Source organism: Rothia sp. SD9660Na (assembly GCF_030064065.1).
In the GTDB taxonomy this organism is placed as follows: Bacteria; Actinomycetota; Actinomycetes; order Actinomycetales; family Micrococcaceae; genus Rothia.
This window is the reverse complement of sequence record NZ_CP125946.1, coordinates 1,548,434-1,565,360: the sequence shown is the minus strand read 5'-3', so window position 1 is coordinate 1,565,360 and position 16,927 is coordinate 1,548,434. Positions and strand designations below refer to the sequence as shown.

The following is a 16,927-nucleotide window of genomic DNA, read 5'->3' as shown; positions in this document are numbered from 1 at the left end:
AAGAGAATCGTATGAGTATCACAGAAACAGAAGCCCGCTCAATAGCTGCGGGAAAGCACCAGGACCCTTTTCGGGCTCTTGGCCCCAGTGACGATGGCAGCCGGGTTGTTGCCCACATACCCGGTGCCCAGCGAGTCTGGGCTGTCAACGACAATGACCAGAGCGAACTCGTTCGGGTAGTTGCTGATCTGCCGGTCTTTGAGGGTGAGCTCGTTCCCTACTACCGGCTGCGTATCGAATGGCCCAGCGGCCAGCAGGTTGAGCGTGAAGATCCCTACCGCTTTGGCCCGGTACTTGGTGAGATGGACGAGTACCTGCTCGCTGAAGGGCGCCACGAACAGCTGTGGCGCGCTCTCGGCGCCCACCTCATGGAGCATGAGAAGGTTCCGGGAGTGCACTTTGCTGTCTGGGCACCGAATGCCTCCCGCGTATCGGTGGTGGGCTCCTTCAACGACTGGAACGGTACCGCCAACCCCATGCGGTCACGCGGCTCAACCGGCGTCTGGGAAATTTTTATCCCCGGCCTGGGCGAGGGCACGGTCTACAAGTACGAGATTGTAGATGCTCACGGCACCGTACTCCCTCTCAAAGCTGACCCCGTTGGGTTTGGTGCTGAGCTGCCACCGGCTACGGCATCGGTGGTGCGCGATATTGACGCCCACGATTGGCAGGACGCCGACTGGTTGGCTACCCGAGACCAGGCGGGTGCGCCGGATGCCCCCGTGAGCGTCTACGAGGTCCATCTAGGGTCTTGGAGAGCTGAGGGCTGGCACGATCTCATCGACTACGTTGAGGACCTAGGGTTTACCCACATCGAGGTTCTGCCCATTACCGAGCACCCCTTTGATGGATCGTGGGGCTACCAGCCGGTGGGTATGTACGCCCCCACGGTGCGTTATGGCCTGCCCCAGGATTTTCAGGCATTTGTGGATGCCGCCCACCGACGTGGCATCGGTGTCATTGCCGACTGGGTACCCGGGCACTTCCCCTCAGACGCCCACGGTTTGGCACGCTTTGACGGCACAGCCCTGTACGAGCACCAGAACCCGCAAGAGGGCTACCACCCCGACTGGAACACCCTGATTTATAACTACGGGCGGCCAGAGGTAGCCGGGCACTTGCGGTCTAACGCCCTCTACTGGCTTCAGGAGTACCACCTCGACGGTCTGCGCGTGGATGCGGTGGCATCGATGATCCACCGCAACTACTCCCGCAAGGACGGGGAGTGGGTGCCGAATAAGGACGGCGGCGTAGAGAACTACGAGGCCATCGACTTCCTGAAAACCACCAATGACGCCGTCAACCGTCACTGCGACGGGGCCGTCATGATCGCTGAAGAATCAACCACCTTCCCCGGGGTTACCCGCAGTACCGAGCACAACGGGCTGGGCTTTGACTACAAGTGGAGCCTGGGCTGGATGAACGACTCACTCAAATATTTCGGTCTAGACCCGGTCTACCGTAAGTATCACTCCGACCTGCTGACTTTTGGGCTCACCTACATCTTCAGTGAACGCTTCATGCTGCCCATCAGTCACGATGAGGTCGTTCACGGTAAAGGTTCCCTCTACGGGCGTATGCCCGGTAGTCACGCTGAAAAACTGGGTAATCTCAAAGCCTTCTTGGCCTACATGTGGGCCTACCCCGGTAAAAAGCTCCTCTTCATGGGTCAGGAATTTGGTCAGCCCTCCGAATGGTCCTACCAGGGGGAGCTGGACTGGGGCGTCCTCAACGACCTCGGGCACGCGGGCGTCCTGAACCTGGTTCGAGATCTCAACTCCCTCTACCGCTCCCAGCCCGCCCTGCACCGGCGCGACTGCGACGGGCGCGGCTTCCAGTGGCTGCTCGTCGACGCAGTTGACGAGCAGGTCTACGCGTGGCTTCGCAGGGGAGAGGACGGCGACCCCCACGTAGTGGTCGTGCTCAACCTGACCCCGGTAGAACGAGACGGCTACCGTGTACCCTTCCCCCTGCCAGGGCGCTGGCTTGAAGCGCTCAACACAGACTCCGCTCATTACCACGGCGGCGACCGCGGGCACGCAGGTGCTATCGAAACAGAACCCGTTCCCAAGGGTACCGAAGCACAATCTGCGCTCCTGAAACTTCCTCCCCTATCAGTTATCTATTTTGTAGAGGACACCACCAATGAGTCAGCCTGATACTTCCCAAGGCACGACCCTACCCCCGCACCGCCTAGCTAGCCAGGCTATGGCCTTTGTTCTAGCAGGTGGCCGAGGCTCCCGGCTAGAAGAACTTACCGACCGCCGTTCTAAACCCGCGGTTCATTTTGGCGGTAAGGCCCGCATCATCGACTTCCCGCTCTCCAACGCCTACAACTCGGGCATCCGCAAGATGGCGGTGGCAACCCAGTACAAGGCGCACTCCCTGATCCGTCACATGCAGCGTGGCTGGAGCTTCTTCAGAGCAGAGCGCAACGAATACCTCGATATTCTGCCCGCCAGCCAGCGAGTGTCTGAGAGCCAGTGGTACCTAGGTACCGCCGATGCTATCTACCAGAACATCGATATCGTTGATGATTACGGCGTAGAGTACATTGTGGTACTGGCAGGTGACCATATCTACAAGATGGACTACTCCATCATGCTTGAACAGCACGTTCGCACCAATGCCGATGTAACCGTTGCCTGCCTGACCGTTCCCCGTGAAGAAGCAAGTGCCTTCGGCGTCATGGCGGTGGATGATGACAGCCGTATCGTCGACTTCCTTGAGAAGCCCGCCGATCCGCCGTCCACCCCCGAGAACCCCGACGAGTCGCTTGTTTCTATGGGCATCTACGTCTTTGACTGGGCTTTCCTGCGCGAGAAGCTGATTGAGGACGCCGCCAGCGAAACCTCCTCGCACGACTTCGGGCACGACATTATCCCCCAGATCGTTCAGAAGGGTACGGCTTTTGCTCACCGCTTTAGCGATTCCTGCATCACCAGTGGTCTGGAAAAGCGGGCTTACTGGCGCGATGTGGGTACCATTGACTCCTTCTGGCGGGCCAATATCGACCTGACCGACTTTGAGCCTCCTCTTGATTTCTACGACCGGAACTGGCCAATTTGGACCTACGCCGAAATTACCCCTCCTGCCAAGTTCATTCACAATGAAAGAGGCAGGCGCGGTACCGCGGTGCAGTCACTGATCTCTGGCGACTGCGTTATTTCGGGTGCAAGTGTGGAAAAGTCCCTGGTCTTTACCGGTGCCCGTATCCACTCTTTCGCATCTGTCACCGAATCTGTGATTCTGCCTCACGTTGACATTGGCCGTAACGCTCATCTGACCAAGTGCGTGGTCGATAGTGATGTTACTATTCCTGAGGACCTGGTTGTGGGCGAGAACCCCGAAGAAGATGCGAAGTGGTTTACCGTTTCGCCGGGCGGGGTTACTCTCATTACCCAAAAAATGCTGAACCAGCGTGAAGAAGCTCTAGGAAAGTAGAAGAGTCATGGCACGTCGTGTAAAACGCGTACTTTCGGTTGCCTCGGAGTGCGCACCCCTGATAAAAACGGGTGGTCTTGCAGACGTGGTGGGTGCGCTACCTGCCGCCCTGGAACCCTTTGGATGGAAGAGCAAGGTTCTTCTCCCTGCCTACCCCGGGCTTTTGGAGAGGCTAGGACGCGGCACCCGAGTTTGGCGCGATGAGAACCTCTTTGGTGGGCCGGCAACTGTAGTGCGAGGTTCCATTGACGGTCTGAACGTGCTTCTGCTCGATGCGCCCCACCTCTTTAACAGGGACGGGGGCCCGTACTCTGCCGACGGAAGAGACTACCCGGATAACCACGTCCGCTTCGCTGCTCTTTCGTGGGTTGCCTCTCAGATTGCCCAGCACGGTACCAGCGACCGCTGGAAGCCAGATCTGGTGCACGCCCACGACTGGCAGGCAGGGCTAACCCCCTCGTATCTCAAGTATGCCGGTGCGCAGGTGCCCACCGTGATGACCGTGCACAACATTGCCTTCCAGGGGGTTGTGGGTGCTGATCAGCTGGATTATCTGCGTCTTCCCACCTGGGATTTCACTCCGGAGGCCCTGGAGTACCACGGCCTGCTCTCAACCCTAAAGGCGGGTATGGTGCACGCTTCCCGTCTGACGACGGTGAGCCCCAGCTACGCCCAAGAACTCACCTCACCCACTTTCGGGTTCGGCCTTGAGGGCGTGGTAGCTGCCCGCCGTGACCGCGGTGAGCTGGAGGGAATCATTAACGGGGTCGATACCGAGGTATGGGACCCCGCAAATGACCCGGCTATCGTGCCCTACTCTGTGGCAAACCCTGCAGATAAGAGCGTCAACCGCCAGCGCCTGCTCGAAGAGTTTGAGCTTGAAGCTCCCGCCGGACCACTGGCGGTTGTGGTAACGCGCCTGACCTATCAGAAGGGTATTGATCTGCTCCTCGACGCCCTGCCCGGCTTCCTCGATCGGGGAGGGGCGGTAGCTATTCTCGGGTCAGGTGATGCCCACTACGAGTACGAGCTCACCCAGCTAGCTGCCCGCTACCCGGGTATTGTGGGCGTCCGCTTGGGCTATGACGAGGGACTGAGCCACCGCATGTATGCCGGCGGAGATGCGGTACTTGTACCGTCTCGCTTTGAGCCCAGCGGGCTAACCCAGATGTACGGCATGCGCTACGGAGCTATTCCAGTTGTGGCAGCAACTGGTGGCCTGCGCGATACGGTGACAGATGCAACCCCTGAGAACCTTGAGAACGGCACTGCCACCGGCTTTACCTTCGGTGACACCCGCCTGGGTGGAGTGATCGATGCCGGTGCTCTCAGCTTTGCCCTGGGGCGTGCTCTTGACCTCTATCAAGACGAGGATGCCTGGCGAAAGCTTCGTCACACAGCGATGAGCACCACGGTTAGCTGGGAGAAATCAGCAGCCGAGTACGCAAGGATGTTTGATACTCTCATTGAATGAGAATTGAAGTATGGGCACCCGGAGCAAACCGGGTCTGGCTCTGTCTTTTCGATAACCAGAATCACGAAACCCGCCATGAACTCACCAGCAAAGATGGCGAACACTGGGTAGGCGATATCGCCGGTGTGCACCCGGGAGACCGCTACGGTTTCCGCGCCACCGGCGATTCGCCTGCTTTTGTAGAAGAGAAACTACTCATCAACCCCGCAGCACGACTGCTCGAGTCACCGCTGCGCTGGGACCCCCTCATGAGTGCGGCCACCCCAGGTGATAGCGCACCGGTCGTCCCCAAGGGCATTGTTCTGGACGAAAACCCGCAGGGCCCGAACCCTGCAACTAACCGACCGGCCGTCCCCTGGGATGAGACCGTTATCTATGAGGCCCACGTTAAGGGTCTTACCCAGCTGCACCCAGATATCGACCCAGATGTGCGCGGCAGCTATGCCGCTCTCGCAGACCCGGCCATCATTCAGCACTTGCGTTCACTGGGAATTACCACTCTTGAACTGCTGCCGGTGCAGGCCTTTATCGATGACCAGCACCTGGTGCAGCGAGATCTCACCAACTACTGGGGCTATCAGCCCATCGGTTTTTCTGCCCTTGAACCGCGGTACGCTTCCAAGCGACAGGCTCCCGGGCAAAGCGACGGTGAACGAGCCGACACCGAATTCCGGGCAGCCGTGCACGCTCTGCATGAGCAGGGCATCGAAGTAATTCTCGATGTGGTCTTCAACCACAGCGGTGAAGGCGGTGGCGAGGGCCCGGTACTGTCTATGAGGGGTCTCAACGACGCCGGCTACTACCTGCGCAACACCGACGGTGGCTACACCAACGACACGGGAACCGGGAACACCCTGGCCGTCCGCAACCCCAACGTCCTGCGTCTAGTGCTTGACTCCCTCCGTCATTTCGCTACTCGCTACGGTGTCGATGGCTTCCGTTTCGACCTCGCAACCACCCTAGGTCGTACTGAGACAGGGTTCAGCGCGCAAGCAGCCTTCTTTCAGGCCATCAGCCAGGACCCGGTACTGCGCTCGCTGAAAATGATTGCCGAGCCCTGGGATATTGGTCCCGGTGGCTACCAGCTGGGTCACTTCCCCCACCCCTGGCGCGAGTGGAACGATGCCTTCCGTGACGGCGTACGCCGCGCCTGGCGCAACGATACCGATACCATCGGTTCACTGGCGTCAGCGCTCTTAGGTACCGCCGGCCGTTTTGACCACAGAGGTCGCCCGTCAACCGCCTCCATCAATTTCCTCACCGCCCACGATGGGTTTACCCTGCGCGATCTCGTAAGCTTTGCCCACAAGCATAACGAGGCGAATGGGGAAGATAACCGGGACGGGCACAACGATAATCACAGCGACAACCTGGGTGTAGAGGGGGCAACCGATGACCCCGCTATCCTCGGTCGTCGTGACCGGCGTGTGAGAGCAATGCTGGCAACCCTGATGCTGTCTCAGGGGGTACCGATGATGCTAGCAGGCGACGAGCTGGGCAACAGCCAGCAGGGTAATAACAACGCCTACTGCCAGGACAACGAGATTGCCTGGTTGAATTGGCAGCAGGCAGATGCTGACCTCACCTCCTATGTCTGCTCCCTGGTTGAGCTGCGCCGCAGGTTCAGCCAGCTGCGCCAGAACGCTTTCTTGCACGATGATCGGGTGAGCTGGTGGCGTGCTGACGGTAGCCCCGTAGAGGGAACCGACTGGCACAGCGAGGGGTTCGACTGCTTCCAGATGATGGTGGGAGATGACGACTCAGGTTATCTGCTGATGGTTTTCAACGTTGGAGACCAGGGCGACCTTGTACTGCCTGAGCACCCTCAGGGCCTTGAATGGGCTCTTGAACTCTCGTCAGCCCCTGAGAGCGAGCTGCCCTTAGATGCCCAGACAGTTAAGGTCTTCTCAGCGCAGACCGCGGGGTAGCACTACCGGCCCAGGCCTGCGTAGTCCCAGCCAGCTGACTGCCAGGCGTCCTTATCCAGGGCGTTGCGGCCGTCGATAATGCGGGGGCGCTCAACCAGCGACGCTACGCGGGCAGGGTCGAGCTCTACAAAGGTTTGCCATTCGGTCAGAAGCAGTACCAGCTGGGCGCCTACTAGAGCCTGTTCTGGATCCTGCACACAGGTGAGCTGGGGGTAGCGGGCGGCAACACCGGGTAGGGCCTCGGGGTCGCTGATGGTTACAGTAGCACCGGCATCTGCCAGGCGTAGAGCGACCTCCAGGGCAGGGGAGTCGCGGATATCGTCGCTGTTGGGCTTGAAAGCAGCCCCCAGTACGGTGATGCGGGCTCCCTCAATCTCTCCACCGAAGGCCTTAATTGATTCGGTGACGACCCTGTCGCGGCGGCGCTGGTTGATGGCGTCGATATCCCTGAGGAAGCTCACCGCATCTTCAACTCCCAGCTCTTCGGCCCGCGCCATGAAAGCCCGGATATCCTTGGGCAGGCAGCCGCCGCCAAAGCCCACACCCGCGCGCAGGAACTTGTTGCCAATACGCTCGTCGTAGCCAATGGCATGGGCTAGCTCGGTCACATCGCCACCAGTGGCTTCGCAGAGCTCGGCCATGGCGTTGATGAAGGAAATCTTGGTGGCAAGGAAGGAGTTAGCTGCTACCTTGACCAGTTCAGCGGTGGGGTAGTTGGTTTTAATCTGGGGGATTCCCTCGGCCAGCAGCGGTGCGTAGACAGCATCGAGCGCCTTTGCCCCGGCCTGGGCTACCCGGGGTTCTGCGGGCAGACCGTAGACTAGGCGGTCGGGGTGCAGGGTATCTTGAACAGCAAAGCCCTCGCGCAAAAATTCGGGGTTCCAGAGCAGTACGGCTCCTGCCTGCTCGGCGCGCTCAGCTAGGCGGCTGGCGGTGCCTACCGGCACGGTGGATTTGCCGACAATGATGGTGGCAGGACGCTCGGGCGTAGCCGCTGCTTTTTTCTCGGCTGGGATTGCCTCCAGGACCATGTCGAGGGCTGATTCAACGTAGGTAAGGTTAGCTGCCTTGCCTGACTCGGACTGGGGAGTGCCCACAGCGATAAAGTGAACATCAACATCGGCGAGGGTATCACTGGCTGGCGCTAGCTGGAAGCTGAGTTTACCTGCGTCGAGGGAGGAACGCAGTAGCTGGGGGAAGCCCGGTTCGAAGAAGGGAGCCTTACCCGCTGAGAGGGTGTCGATTTTGTGGGGGTCAACATCGATGCCGATGGTCTGGTGACCCAGGTGGGCCATTGCTGCTGCGTGTACGGCGCCGAGGTAGCCGCAGCCGATGACAGAGATTTTCATGGTGTGTTTCCTTTGAGTCTTTAGAGGTGGTTGAGTGTGTGGTCAATCCAGGTGCCTAGCCAGCGGTGGGCGCTTGGCCTGAAGCTGTAGACACAGGCAATGCGGGCTCGGGCAGCCTGCCTGTAGAGAGCGAGCCGTTGGGGGCTGATCCCGCTATCGGAGGCCAGGGATTCGAGGCGCTGACCGATGGTCTGGGAGAAGCCCTGAGAGTAGATACCCTGAACTGCCCGCAGCTCCAGATGAGCCAGCAGGTTGCCAAGGTCGAGGGCTGCTTCACCGTAGGCAGCCGTATCGAGATCAATCAGTGCCAGTAAGGTACCATCCCAGAGCAGCTGCTTATCGTGAAGGTCGCGGTGTAGCAGAACGTAGTCGTCCTCAGTTCCCGAGGCTAGGTCTGCGATGAGACGGTCGATGTATTCGAGCAGGAGCTGCCCCGAGGCGAGGGAAACAAAAGCCCCAAAGCTATCTACCTGCTCCTTCCACTGGGCCAGCACCTGCGCTTCTCGCTCACTGCCATGCACGGCTGGGCTGAAGCCGTCAGAGCTAGCCGGGAGCTCCTGGCCACTCCGATAAGCCTGCGCCCCCAACGCCAAGAATTCTGGCCAGATCTCGGTAAATCTGATCCAGGCGTCCTGACCCTGATCAGCCCAGTCAAATAGAGACTTGCCCGGCAGGAGGGAAAAATCTAGGCGACCGGTGCTGGTAGCAGCTACCCTAGCCACAGAAAAACCGCTGGCAGCTGCCAACCTACCGACTGCTTCAGAAGCTGTAGCCACCTGGGAAACCTTTGAGGGCTTGAGATGTTTGGTAACTTTCTGCGGGTGCCGCACCACTGCCCGTTTACCTGCCCTGTGCACCAGTAGCTGGGCGTCAGCAGCCGAGCTATCTGCGGCAAGTTCTGGCAGCTTGGGGTCGGTGCCGGCAGGGGAGAGCAGAGTGAGCTCACCGCTAGCGTCGATTGTTCCGGCTCTGAGCTCACCGGTACGGGTATCGGTGATTTCAAGTGTTAAACTGCCCGCCTTACCCGGCCAGGCCCGTCTGATGGTCTGCTCCGGTGGCAACAGATCGCCCCCTACGGCAGTGAGCATTAGTGAAAATGCCGGGGAGTGTTTCATAGCAGGTTCTCGATTCGTGCCAGGTTACGGGCTATATCTTCACGCCAGGTGGGGCGGGCCTGCCGCAGCGGTTCAACTGCCCGCAGGGCGAGTGCATGGGCGCTGCCTAGAAGTAGGTCTTCGGGTGAGATCCTCGCCCCGCCGGCGGCCCGGTAGCCCTCTAAAAAGGCGGCGGCAGCCTGCGGCGAGCTGGTGCAACTATAGGAGCCCAGGTCGAGAGCCACTGGCCCCAGCTGAGCCCGGGCAAAATCGGTCAGCCACAGCTGGTCCCCGTCATCAGTTATGACCTGGTCGGGTGACGCATCACCGTGCAGCAATACCAGGGCACCGGCAACTGGTGGCAGGGCCCGAGCCAGGTTCCGGCACCTGTCAGCTAGCTCCGCATCGAGAGACTCTAAAACTGAGGCATGGACCGAAAGCTGCCGAGACCCGCTGCTGCCTGCCTCAGAGGAAGGAGCCTTCCTTTCCAGCGCTCGCATGAGGGCAACGGGCAGGGTGAGGACGCAGGCATGTAACCGGGCAAAGAGTTCCCCGGCAGCCGCCGCCTGCTGCTCAGTCTGTGCCTCTGAGAGGTCACGAGTACCCACAAACCCAAGGGCAGGTAGGCCAGTATCGGTAGCCGGTTCTAATAGGGGAGGCACCGGCAGGTAGTCGCCCACAAACCGGTGAATCGCGGTATCGGGTGCCCCACCACCGGCGAGCACCCGCTCCACCCGGCGTCCGCGCAGCACAACCAGACGGCGGGCAGGGTTATACCGCAGGACGCTCGGGCTCGGCTGATGTGCACCGGCAAGAGGCTTGAGGGCACCGGTCGACTGTAGAACATCCATGAGCTTGGGGTCAGAAAGAACCGAACCGAACTGCACTACCGAACCGGCCTCAAAGCCACGGGCCTGGGCTGTACCTGCTTCGTGAGCTGATACCGGGTAAAACCCCGGAGCCAGTTGCGGCAGGGCCGGGCTCACCGGCGCGTCAAGCCCCAGCGCCTGAGCCTTGAGCTCATGGCGGGCAGCCTTCTTGGCACCTGCTGGCCACATCACCCGTAACCAGCCTGGGGCGTCCTCACCGTTAGTGCCAGTGCCCTGAAAGCCTACCAACAGGGAGGTACCCGGCTTAATACGCACAGACTTGGCCTCAACCGGTCGGCCCACCCGGTCACTGAGCCAGCCGGGCTCAAGGACTGCATTAAGAGCAGCAGACGTGGTTGAAACAACCATTATGAACCTCCCAGCCGAATCTCGTTGTGGTCCTTTTCTCCTGCCGAGACCCAGGTGCGGAAGACCTTGCTGGTCTTAAGCAGCTCAGCCGGTGAGCCATCGAGCTGCACCTTACCGTTCTCAAGCCAGACCACGCGGTCAGCACGCAGGGCGACCTCGGTATCGTGGGTGACCGCCAGGGTGGTCTTGCCGTCCACGAGCTGCTCAATAGCGTCCATCACCAGACCAGCAGACTCGGGGTCAAGACCGGTGGTCGCCTCATCGAGCACCACAATCGGTGTATCGCGCAGCAGAGCCCGCGCAATGGCGATACGCTGCCGCTGACCGCCCGACAGGGTGCCGCCGCGCTCACCAACCATGGTGTTGTAACCCTCAGGTAGCTTCTCGATAAAGGGAGCGGCGTGGGCAGCGCGGGCAGCTGCCTCAATTTCCTCGTCGGTGGCATCGAACCGGCCGTAGCGGATGTTGTCACGGATACTGGCGGTAAAGAGCACAGCCTCCTGATGGAGCAGGGAAATGTTGGCGCGAAGCTCCTCAATATCGGTGGTGGCAACGGTCGTCTGGTCGATGCTGACGGTACCCCAGACCGGGTCCTGGGAGCGGCCCAGCAGGGACACCAGGGTGGACTTGCCGGCACCCGAAGGGCCAATCACAGCCACAAATTCCCCCGGCTCCACCGTCAGATTCAGACCGCGCAGCACGGGGTTGCCCTCGTACTCGGTATACACATCATCGAAGACCAGGCGACCAGTTACCTCGCCCAGAGGCTCAGGTGTCTCAAGCTGGGCGAGGTCATTTTCCACGTCCATAAGGTCAGCGACGCGCTCGCCGCTTGCCGTAGCGCGGGCGATTCGGCCGGTGTATTTTGCCATATCGCGCAGGGGCTTCATGGTGGTTTTGAGGTAGGTGGTAAAGAGCACCAGATCCCCAATGGTCATGTGGTTTTCCATGACGCGCCAGGCGCCGCCCACCATCACGGCGGCGGTCGCAATCCCCACGATTACATCGGTTCCGCGCTCCAGCCGCGCAGCCAGGCGGCGGGAGCGGACTCCGTCCTTCAAAGATTTCTTGTTGGCCACCACGAAGCGCTGGCCGATGTGCTCCTGCAGACTGTAGGCCTGGACCACCTTGATGGAGGAGAGGGACTCCTGCGCGGTATTTGCCAGCTGGCCTTCTGCCTTGCGGGTGCGGCGGGAGGCTTGAGTGATCTTGCGGGCGGTGCCGCGAGAGAGCAGCGGGAAGATGACGAGAGCTACCACGACCACCAGGGACAGCACCGGGTCAATGACCATCATGACGATAAGCATGACGACCAGGGTGAGCATGTTAGCCATCAGAGGCAGACCTGCGGTGACCGCTACTTCTTGCAGCTTGGCTACGTCACCCACGATGCGCTGGACGGTATCTGCCGAGCGGTTGCGGGTGTGGAAGCCCTGGTGCAGGTCTTGTACGTGGTTGAAAACCCGGGCACGCAACAGGGTCGAGGCACGGGAACCGACCAGGGTGAAGGCTACCGTGGCAAGGTAGTTGGTAAAGGCACGCAGAGCCACAATGAGAATCAGGGCCAGACCGCACCAGATAATAAGGGACCAGGACGCGGCGGGGCCGCTCTGCTGAGCACCGAGGCTGACCGATAGGGCGTCCACCACGAACTTGAGCGGCCAGGGTTCAAGCACACGAAAGGCAACCTCAAGGAGCAGGGCTAAAGTGCCACCTGCTGCCAGGGTTTTCTGCGGCTTTATATCGGTGCCGACCAGTTCAAGGGTGCGGCGCAGGGCCTTTTTCTGTATGCGTTTAGCCATCCTAGTACCCCGCCAGGCCCATGATGTGGGTTACGGCCTGCTCCCAGGAATGCTTCTGAACAGCCAGTTCGCGGGCCCGTTTGCCGTAGCTGGTTCGGAGCTGATGATCGGCTGCCAGCTCATCGATAGCGCGGGCCAGAGCTTGCGGGTCTGAGCCGGGAACCAGAGTGCCTGCCCCCTCAATGGTTTCAGGGATTTGGCCGATGCCCGTTGCAACCACGGGCAGACCGGCAGCCAGATACTCGTAGACTTTCAGCGGTGAAAAATAGTGCTCGCTATTGTCTGAGGGGGCAGGGTAGGGGGCAACGCCGATCGCTGAGCCTGCAATGGCTGCGGGCATCTCTTCGGGTGCAATGGCACCGGCGAAATCTACCTCTAAGCCAAGCTGGGCTGCCTGGGCTTCAAGAGCTTCACGCTCGGGCCCGTCACCGAGGATGCGCAGTCTCCAGGGTTCCTTGGCCAGGGCAGCAGCCGCAATCAGGTCTGAGACGCCGTGCCAGGGCTTGAGAGTGCCCACGAAGGTGACAATCACGCCCCGGTCGCTTTCGGGGGCAGGGGTAATACGGCTGATGCTTACGCCGTTGGGCACAGTAGTTACCTGTGCTCCGGGCACCTTCTGCTCTGCCCAGGAGCACACCTGATCCGAGACGGCGATCACAGCTGAGGCTGCTTTTACCTGATTCGCTAGCGCAGCGTGGGCCTGGTCTTCATGGACGAGCACGCGGTGGGTCTTTTGCTCCTCGATCAGGGGAGCATTGACCTCCAGTACACCGGGCAGGCCGCTATCAGCTAGGACCGTGGAGAAGAGGGAATAGCGCTCGTAGACAAAGTTGGCACCCCACTCCTGCAGGTCTGCCACCATTTGCGCTGCTACCTGCTGCTGGGCAATTTCGCGCTCACCGGCGTCCTTAGTCTCAATGCGGTAGAGCTCAAGGGGCACGCCAGCCAAATCCGCGGGAATCTGCTTGCCGCTGCGGGTAGCAAAAATTTTGACCTCGTGGCCACGGCTCAGTAGCTCGCGCACTACTTCCTGAATATGGACTGAAGCCCCCTTGCTACCAAAAACGGGAATGCCCGGGTCTACACAAACATAGGCAATACGCATGATTATTTCTTTCCTTCGTGATTAGAGGGCTGGTTCAAAGCGGCCAGGGCCCGGGCCTGGGCGCGGCTATCGAAAGACTGCTCGATGAGTGCGCGGGCGGCACGGGACAGCGCCAGGGTATCGACCTGGCCGGTTGCTACCGCCTCAAGAGCATCAGCCAGGCCGGTAATATCTTTGGGTTCCAGTAGCAGACCGGTTTCTCGGTCGTGTACGACCTCGGGCAGACCGGTCACGCTGGTGGCAATCACCGGGGCACCGCTTGCCATGGCTTCAAGGACGACGGTGGGTAGGCCGTCCATGTTGCCGTCGGCTGCCGGGATGCAGGGGGCAGCGAAGACGTGGGCATCGGCAAGAAGCTCGCGTACCTCCTGCTGGGTCAGGGGCCCGGGGAAGGTAACCCTGTCGCCCAGGTCAAGCTCAGCTACCTGCTGCTTGAGAGCCGGGGTCAGCTCGCCTGACCCACCGAGGGTGAGGCGGACGTCCAGCCCCCGCTCTACGGTGAGCTTGAGAGCATCCAGCAGCTCGGCAAAGCCCTTTTTTGTAACGTGCCTGCCGACTGCAACCACCTGCAGGGGCTGATCGGGCTGGGGGCGAGGGGGAGCAGCATAGGGGAAGCGGTCGAGCTCCAGAGCGTTGTACTGCAGCACGACGTTAGCGCCGGTACCCTCAAGCACCCGGTTGAGGTACTGCTGGTTGTAGCGGGAAATGGCGATCGTGTGTTGGGCATCGCCGCAGATCCGGCGAAGCCAGGTCATATCAACCGACTCATGGAAAATATCTTTAGCGTGGGTGGTGACCGTGTAGGGAATACCTGTGAGCTGGTGGGCAACCCAGGCCATACGCCCAGCTAAAGACGCAAAATGGGCATGAAGGTGGGTAATGCCGTCCTGCTGGATGCGCTGAGCCAGTGTCACGCCCTGTAGCACATCTGAGGCAGAAAGTTCTAGCAGCTGGGGGAGAATACGGCCAAAGCGCTCGCGCATTGCTGCGGTGGGAAGGGAATGGGCGATTTGCTCCCAGAACCTAGCTGACTGGCTAGCACGTGGAATCCAGGTAACAGGTGCCTGGACGCGGGCCAGTTCGGGGTGAAAACGGGTATCGGTCGTGGGGCGAAGGGCGTAAATACTGAGGTCTTCACCGGCAGCTTCACGCGCCAAAATCTCGGTGACCACGAAGGTTTCAGAAAACCTGGGGTAGACCTTGAGTACGTAACCTATGCGGGGCATGAGTCCTCCTGAGGTGGGGTGGGGCGGTGGCTACCGACCACAATTTCTGCAACAAGGGTGGCGGTACGCCACAGGCCATCTCGTTCAATATGGGTACGATCTACCCGTCGGTGAACCGCCTGATTCAACCAATCTTCGGCGGTAGCGACGGTTAAATCTTGAGTGCGGCAGTAATCAACCACGCCGTGAGAGTGCATAGCCTGAGCCCTAATAAGCTGCTCAGTGCGAGGGGTTTCTCGAGGAACGATCAGTGCTGGGGTGCTCGAAGCAAGCACTTCATTGGTGGTGTTATACCCGCCCATGCACACCACAGCAGCTGCCTGCTCGATATAGTGGCTCAGCCCGGGCAGAGAATGTAGAACCCGGGTGCCTGGAGCTGCTAACTGCACCAGAAGATTAAAGGTCTCGGCAGCTAGCTGAGGGCCGGTTACCACCAGATGCTCGAACCCTTCGGGAACCCTTGCCCGCACGAGAGTCTCGAGCAGGGTGGCGCCGTCCTCTCCTCCACCGGCAGTGGTCAGGATAAAGGGCCTTGCATGTTCAAGGGGCTGGGTGGGCTCTGCCTCACCCCTACCAAGAGCCAGGTAGCCGGTGAATTTAGCCTTATCTGCGAGTTCTTCCGGTATCTCTCCTGCCTCAACCGGATTGTGCACCGAGGGGTCCCCATAAATCCAGAGGGAGTCGATCACTGACCGAAGATCAGCAGGGTCACCGTTCTTATACCACTCAGCATAGGCTACCTGTGGGGTATCGAGCACCTCACGAAGGCCCAGCACCACGTGTGCGAAGGGGTTGCGCTCGCGTAGTGCCGCCAGCGGCTGCTGCAACTCACGCATGACCCCAAAAATATGCCGGTCAATAATCACCACATCGGGGTTAAAGCTCAGGAGCGAGGCATGTAGCAGCTGGGAACGCAGCTCGACCAGCAGGGAGGTAGGGGCGCCAAGAGAACGAGAAGCATACTCGCCCTGAGCCTTGCGAATACTGGGAATAAAGACCCAATCAAACCCGGTAGGAAGCGGAAAGACACTGGCCTGGGGTAGCCCAGAGACCAGCAAACCTGCCACTGGGCGGCCGGTGAGTTCAGGGACAGTCCGGGCAATATGGTGGGCAATCGCTAGGTTGCGGCGCACATGCCCCAGCCCCTGTGAATCATGGCTGTAGAGCACAACGCGTACCGGTTCGTTGGTGTGAGTGTGGTGCATGAACTGTGTTTCTTACGAAAGCCGGGCCCGCGAAAGCCCGGTTGATGAATGGTTGTCTAAGAAACTTTACGGAGCTTTCATTAAGGGAACATGAAAAAACGTCACACCAACACAAAAGGGGACACAAGGACGCCGCCTACCCACCTTCTCCACCCTCGGGCAAGGAAGGTGAGCAGACGGCGTCCTGCTCACTGAAGGCTCAGGATTTAGCCCTGGGCGGCGGCACGGCGCTCGTGTTCGCTGAGGTGACCGGCAGCCCACAGGGCTGCACCCACAATGCCGGCGTTATTGCGCAGCTGAGCCATGACCATGGGGGTTCGAATCTCATCTTCAAAGTAGGGCATGAACTTCTCGGGGTTCTTCGAGATGCCGCCGCCGATGATAAACAGGTCGGGGGAGAAGAGGAACTCTACATGGGAGAAGTAGCGGTGCAGGCGCTTACCGTACTTCTTCCAGGACAGCTCATGAATCTCACGGGCACGGGCTGAGGCACGGGACTCAGCATTGTGGCCGTCAATCTCAAGATGCCCCAGCTCGGTGTTGGGAATCAGCTGCCCGTTAATAATGAGGGCTGAACCGATACCGGTGCCCAGGGTAATGACGGCAATGAGGCCGTCCTTATCCTTACCCTGGCCGTAGGTAGCCTCAGCCAGGCCGGCAGCGTCCGCGTCGTTCAGGGCGTAGACGATACGGCCGCCCAGGGCCTCACTCATGATGCCCTCAAGGTCAGCACCGATCCAGGACTCATGGACATTCGCAGCGGACAGAGTTACGCCGTTCTTCACGATGGCGGGAAAGTCAATGCCCACGGCTGAATCAGGAAGGGGAGCTAGCTCCCGACCCTGTAACTCATCAACAATTTCCCGCACTACAGCAGCGCAGGCTTCTGGGGTGGCAGGCTGGGGGGTGGGGATGCGGAAACGCTCACCCACCAGCTGGCCGGTGCGGATATCGACGATACCGCCCTTCATGCCGGTGCCTCCGATATCAATACCGATAACCAGGTCAGCTGCGGTGGGTGCCGGTACGTCGGGGGTGACTGCGTCAGTCATGAGCGCTCCT

Annotated in this window: 12 protein-coding genes; 4 read left to right on the top strand and 8 right to left on the bottom strand. The window is 60.2% G+C overall.

Features of this window, described 5'->3' with window-relative positions:
* The first annotated feature begins 11 nt into the window (after positions 1–11).
* Genes glgB through glgX form a run of 4 tightly spaced genes read left to right on the top strand, consistent with a single transcriptional unit; the run spans position 12 to position 6,846 of the window.
* On the top strand, positions 12–2,159 hold the full coding sequence (glgB, locus tag QM007_RS07460; RefSeq protein ID WP_283489381.1) for a 1,4-alpha-glucan branching protein GlgB: 2,148 nt from the start codon (positions 12–14) through the stop codon (positions 2,157–2,159).
* Entirely contained in the window at positions 2,146–3,444 is a 1,299-nt protein-coding gene (gene glgC / locus QM007_RS07455; protein ID WP_283489380.1) for a glucose-1-phosphate adenylyltransferase, read from the top strand. The genes glgB and glgC overlap by 14 nt, the downstream gene beginning before the upstream one ends.
* A 7-nt stretch (positions 3,445–3,451) precedes the next feature.
* The gene (gene glgA / locus QM007_RS07450; protein WP_283489379.1) at positions 3,452–4,918 is read left to right on the top strand and encodes a glycogen synthase GlgA; all 1,467 of its coding nucleotides are present in this window, start codon (positions 3,452–3,454) and stop codon (positions 4,916–4,918) included.
* A complete protein-coding gene (gene glgX / locus QM007_RS07445) occupies positions 4,915–6,846 on the top strand; it encodes a glycogen debranching protein GlgX (protein ID WP_283489378.1) in 1,932 nt (643 codons plus the stop codon). Before glgA ends, glgX begins: the two co-directional genes overlap by 4 nt.
* Positions 6,847–6,848: 2 nt before the next feature.
* Here glgX and QM007_RS07440 read toward each other — a convergent pair whose 3' ends face one another.
* The 8 genes from QM007_RS07440 to ppgK all read right to left on the bottom strand — a co-directional run bounded on the left by QM007_RS07440 (position 6,849) and on the right by ppgK (position 16,917).
* Positions 6,849–8,195, bottom strand: a complete 1,347-nt coding sequence (locus tag QM007_RS07440; protein ID WP_283489377.1) for a UDP-glucose dehydrogenase family protein — start codon at positions 8,193–8,195, stop codon at positions 6,849–6,851.
* A 20-nt stretch (positions 8,196–8,215) separates the two neighbouring features.
* Positions 8,216–9,310 (bottom strand): phosphotransferase, encoded by a 1,095-nt coding sequence (locus tag QM007_RS07435; RefSeq protein WP_283489376.1) that lies wholly within the window; start codon positions 9,308–9,310, stop codon positions 8,216–8,218.
* Positions 9,307–10,527, bottom strand: a complete 1,221-nt coding sequence (locus QM007_RS07430; RefSeq protein ID WP_283489375.1) for a phosphotransferase family protein — start codon at positions 10,525–10,527, stop codon at positions 9,307–9,309. The genes QM007_RS07435 and QM007_RS07430 overlap by 4 nt, the downstream gene beginning before the upstream one ends.
* Complete coding sequence (locus tag QM007_RS07425) at positions 10,527–12,329, bottom strand: ABC transporter ATP-binding protein (RefSeq protein ID WP_283489374.1); 1,803 nt, start codon at positions 12,327–12,329, stop codon at positions 10,527–10,529. Before QM007_RS07425 ends, QM007_RS07430 begins: the two co-directional genes overlap by 1 nt.
* Before the next feature lies 1 nt (position 12,330).
* Positions 12,331–13,434, bottom strand: coding sequence for a glycosyltransferase family 4 protein (locus QM007_RS07420; protein ID WP_283489373.1), 1,104 nt, complete (start codon positions 13,432–13,434; stop codon positions 12,331–12,333).
* Positions 13,435–13,436: 2 nt separating this feature from the next.
* Positions 13,437–14,660 carry a glycosyltransferase family 4 protein gene (locus QM007_RS07415; protein WP_283489372.1) on the bottom strand — a complete coding sequence of 408 codons (1,224 nt, stop codon included), beginning with the start codon at positions 14,658–14,660 and terminating at the stop codon, positions 13,437–13,439.
* A complete protein-coding gene (locus QM007_RS07410; protein WP_283489371.1) occupies positions 14,648–15,865 on the bottom strand; it encodes a glycosyltransferase family protein in 1,218 nt (405 codons plus the stop codon). The genes QM007_RS07415 and QM007_RS07410 overlap by 13 nt, the downstream gene beginning before the upstream one ends.
* Before the next feature lie 206 nt (positions 15,866–16,071).
* Positions 16,072–16,917, bottom strand: a complete 846-nt coding sequence (gene ppgK, locus QM007_RS07405) for a polyphosphate--glucose phosphotransferase (RefSeq protein ID WP_283489370.1) — start codon at positions 16,915–16,917, stop codon at positions 16,072–16,074.
* Positions 16,918–16,927 lie beyond the last annotated feature (10 nt).

Coding starts and splice junctions, on each gene's coding strand:
- glgB (WP_283489381.1), top strand. CDS start 12: ATGAGTATCACAGAAACAGAAGCCCGCTCAATAGCTGCGGGAAAGCAC.
- glgC (WP_283489380.1), top strand. CDS start 2,146: ATGAGTCAGCCTGATACTTCCCAAGGCACGACCCTACCCCCGCACCGC.
- glgA (WP_283489379.1), top strand. CDS start 3,452: ATGGCACGTCGTGTAAAACGCGTACTTTCGGTTGCCTCGGAGTGCGCA.
- glgX (WP_283489378.1), top strand. CDS start 4,915: ATGAGAATTGAAGTATGGGCACCCGGAGCAAACCGGGTCTGGCTCTGT.
- QM007_RS07440 (WP_283489377.1), bottom strand. CDS start 8,195: ATGAAAATCTCTGTCATCGGCTGCGGCTACCTCGGCGCCGTACACGCA.
- QM007_RS07435 (WP_283489376.1), bottom strand. CDS start 9,310: ATGAAACACTCCCCGGCATTTTCACTAATGCTCACTGCCGTAGGGGGC.
- QM007_RS07430 (WP_283489375.1), bottom strand. CDS start 10,527: ATGGTTGTTTCAACCACGTCTGCTGCTCTTAATGCAGTCCTTGAGCCC.
- QM007_RS07425 (WP_283489374.1), bottom strand. CDS start 12,329: ATGGCTAAACGCATACAGAAAAAGGCCCTGCGCCGCACCCTTGAACTG.
- QM007_RS07420 (WP_283489373.1), bottom strand. CDS start 13,434: ATGCGTATTGCCTATGTTTGTGTAGACCCGGGCATTCCCGTTTTTGGT.
- QM007_RS07415 (WP_283489372.1), bottom strand. CDS start 14,660: ATGCCCCGCATAGGTTACGTACTCAAGGTCTACCCCAGGTTTTCTGAA.
- QM007_RS07410 (WP_283489371.1), bottom strand. CDS start 15,865: ATGCACCACACTCACACCAACGAACCGGTACGCGTTGTGCTCTACAGC.
- ppgK (WP_283489370.1), bottom strand. CDS start 16,917: ATGACTGACGCAGTCACCCCCGACGTACCGGCACCCACCGCAGCTGAC.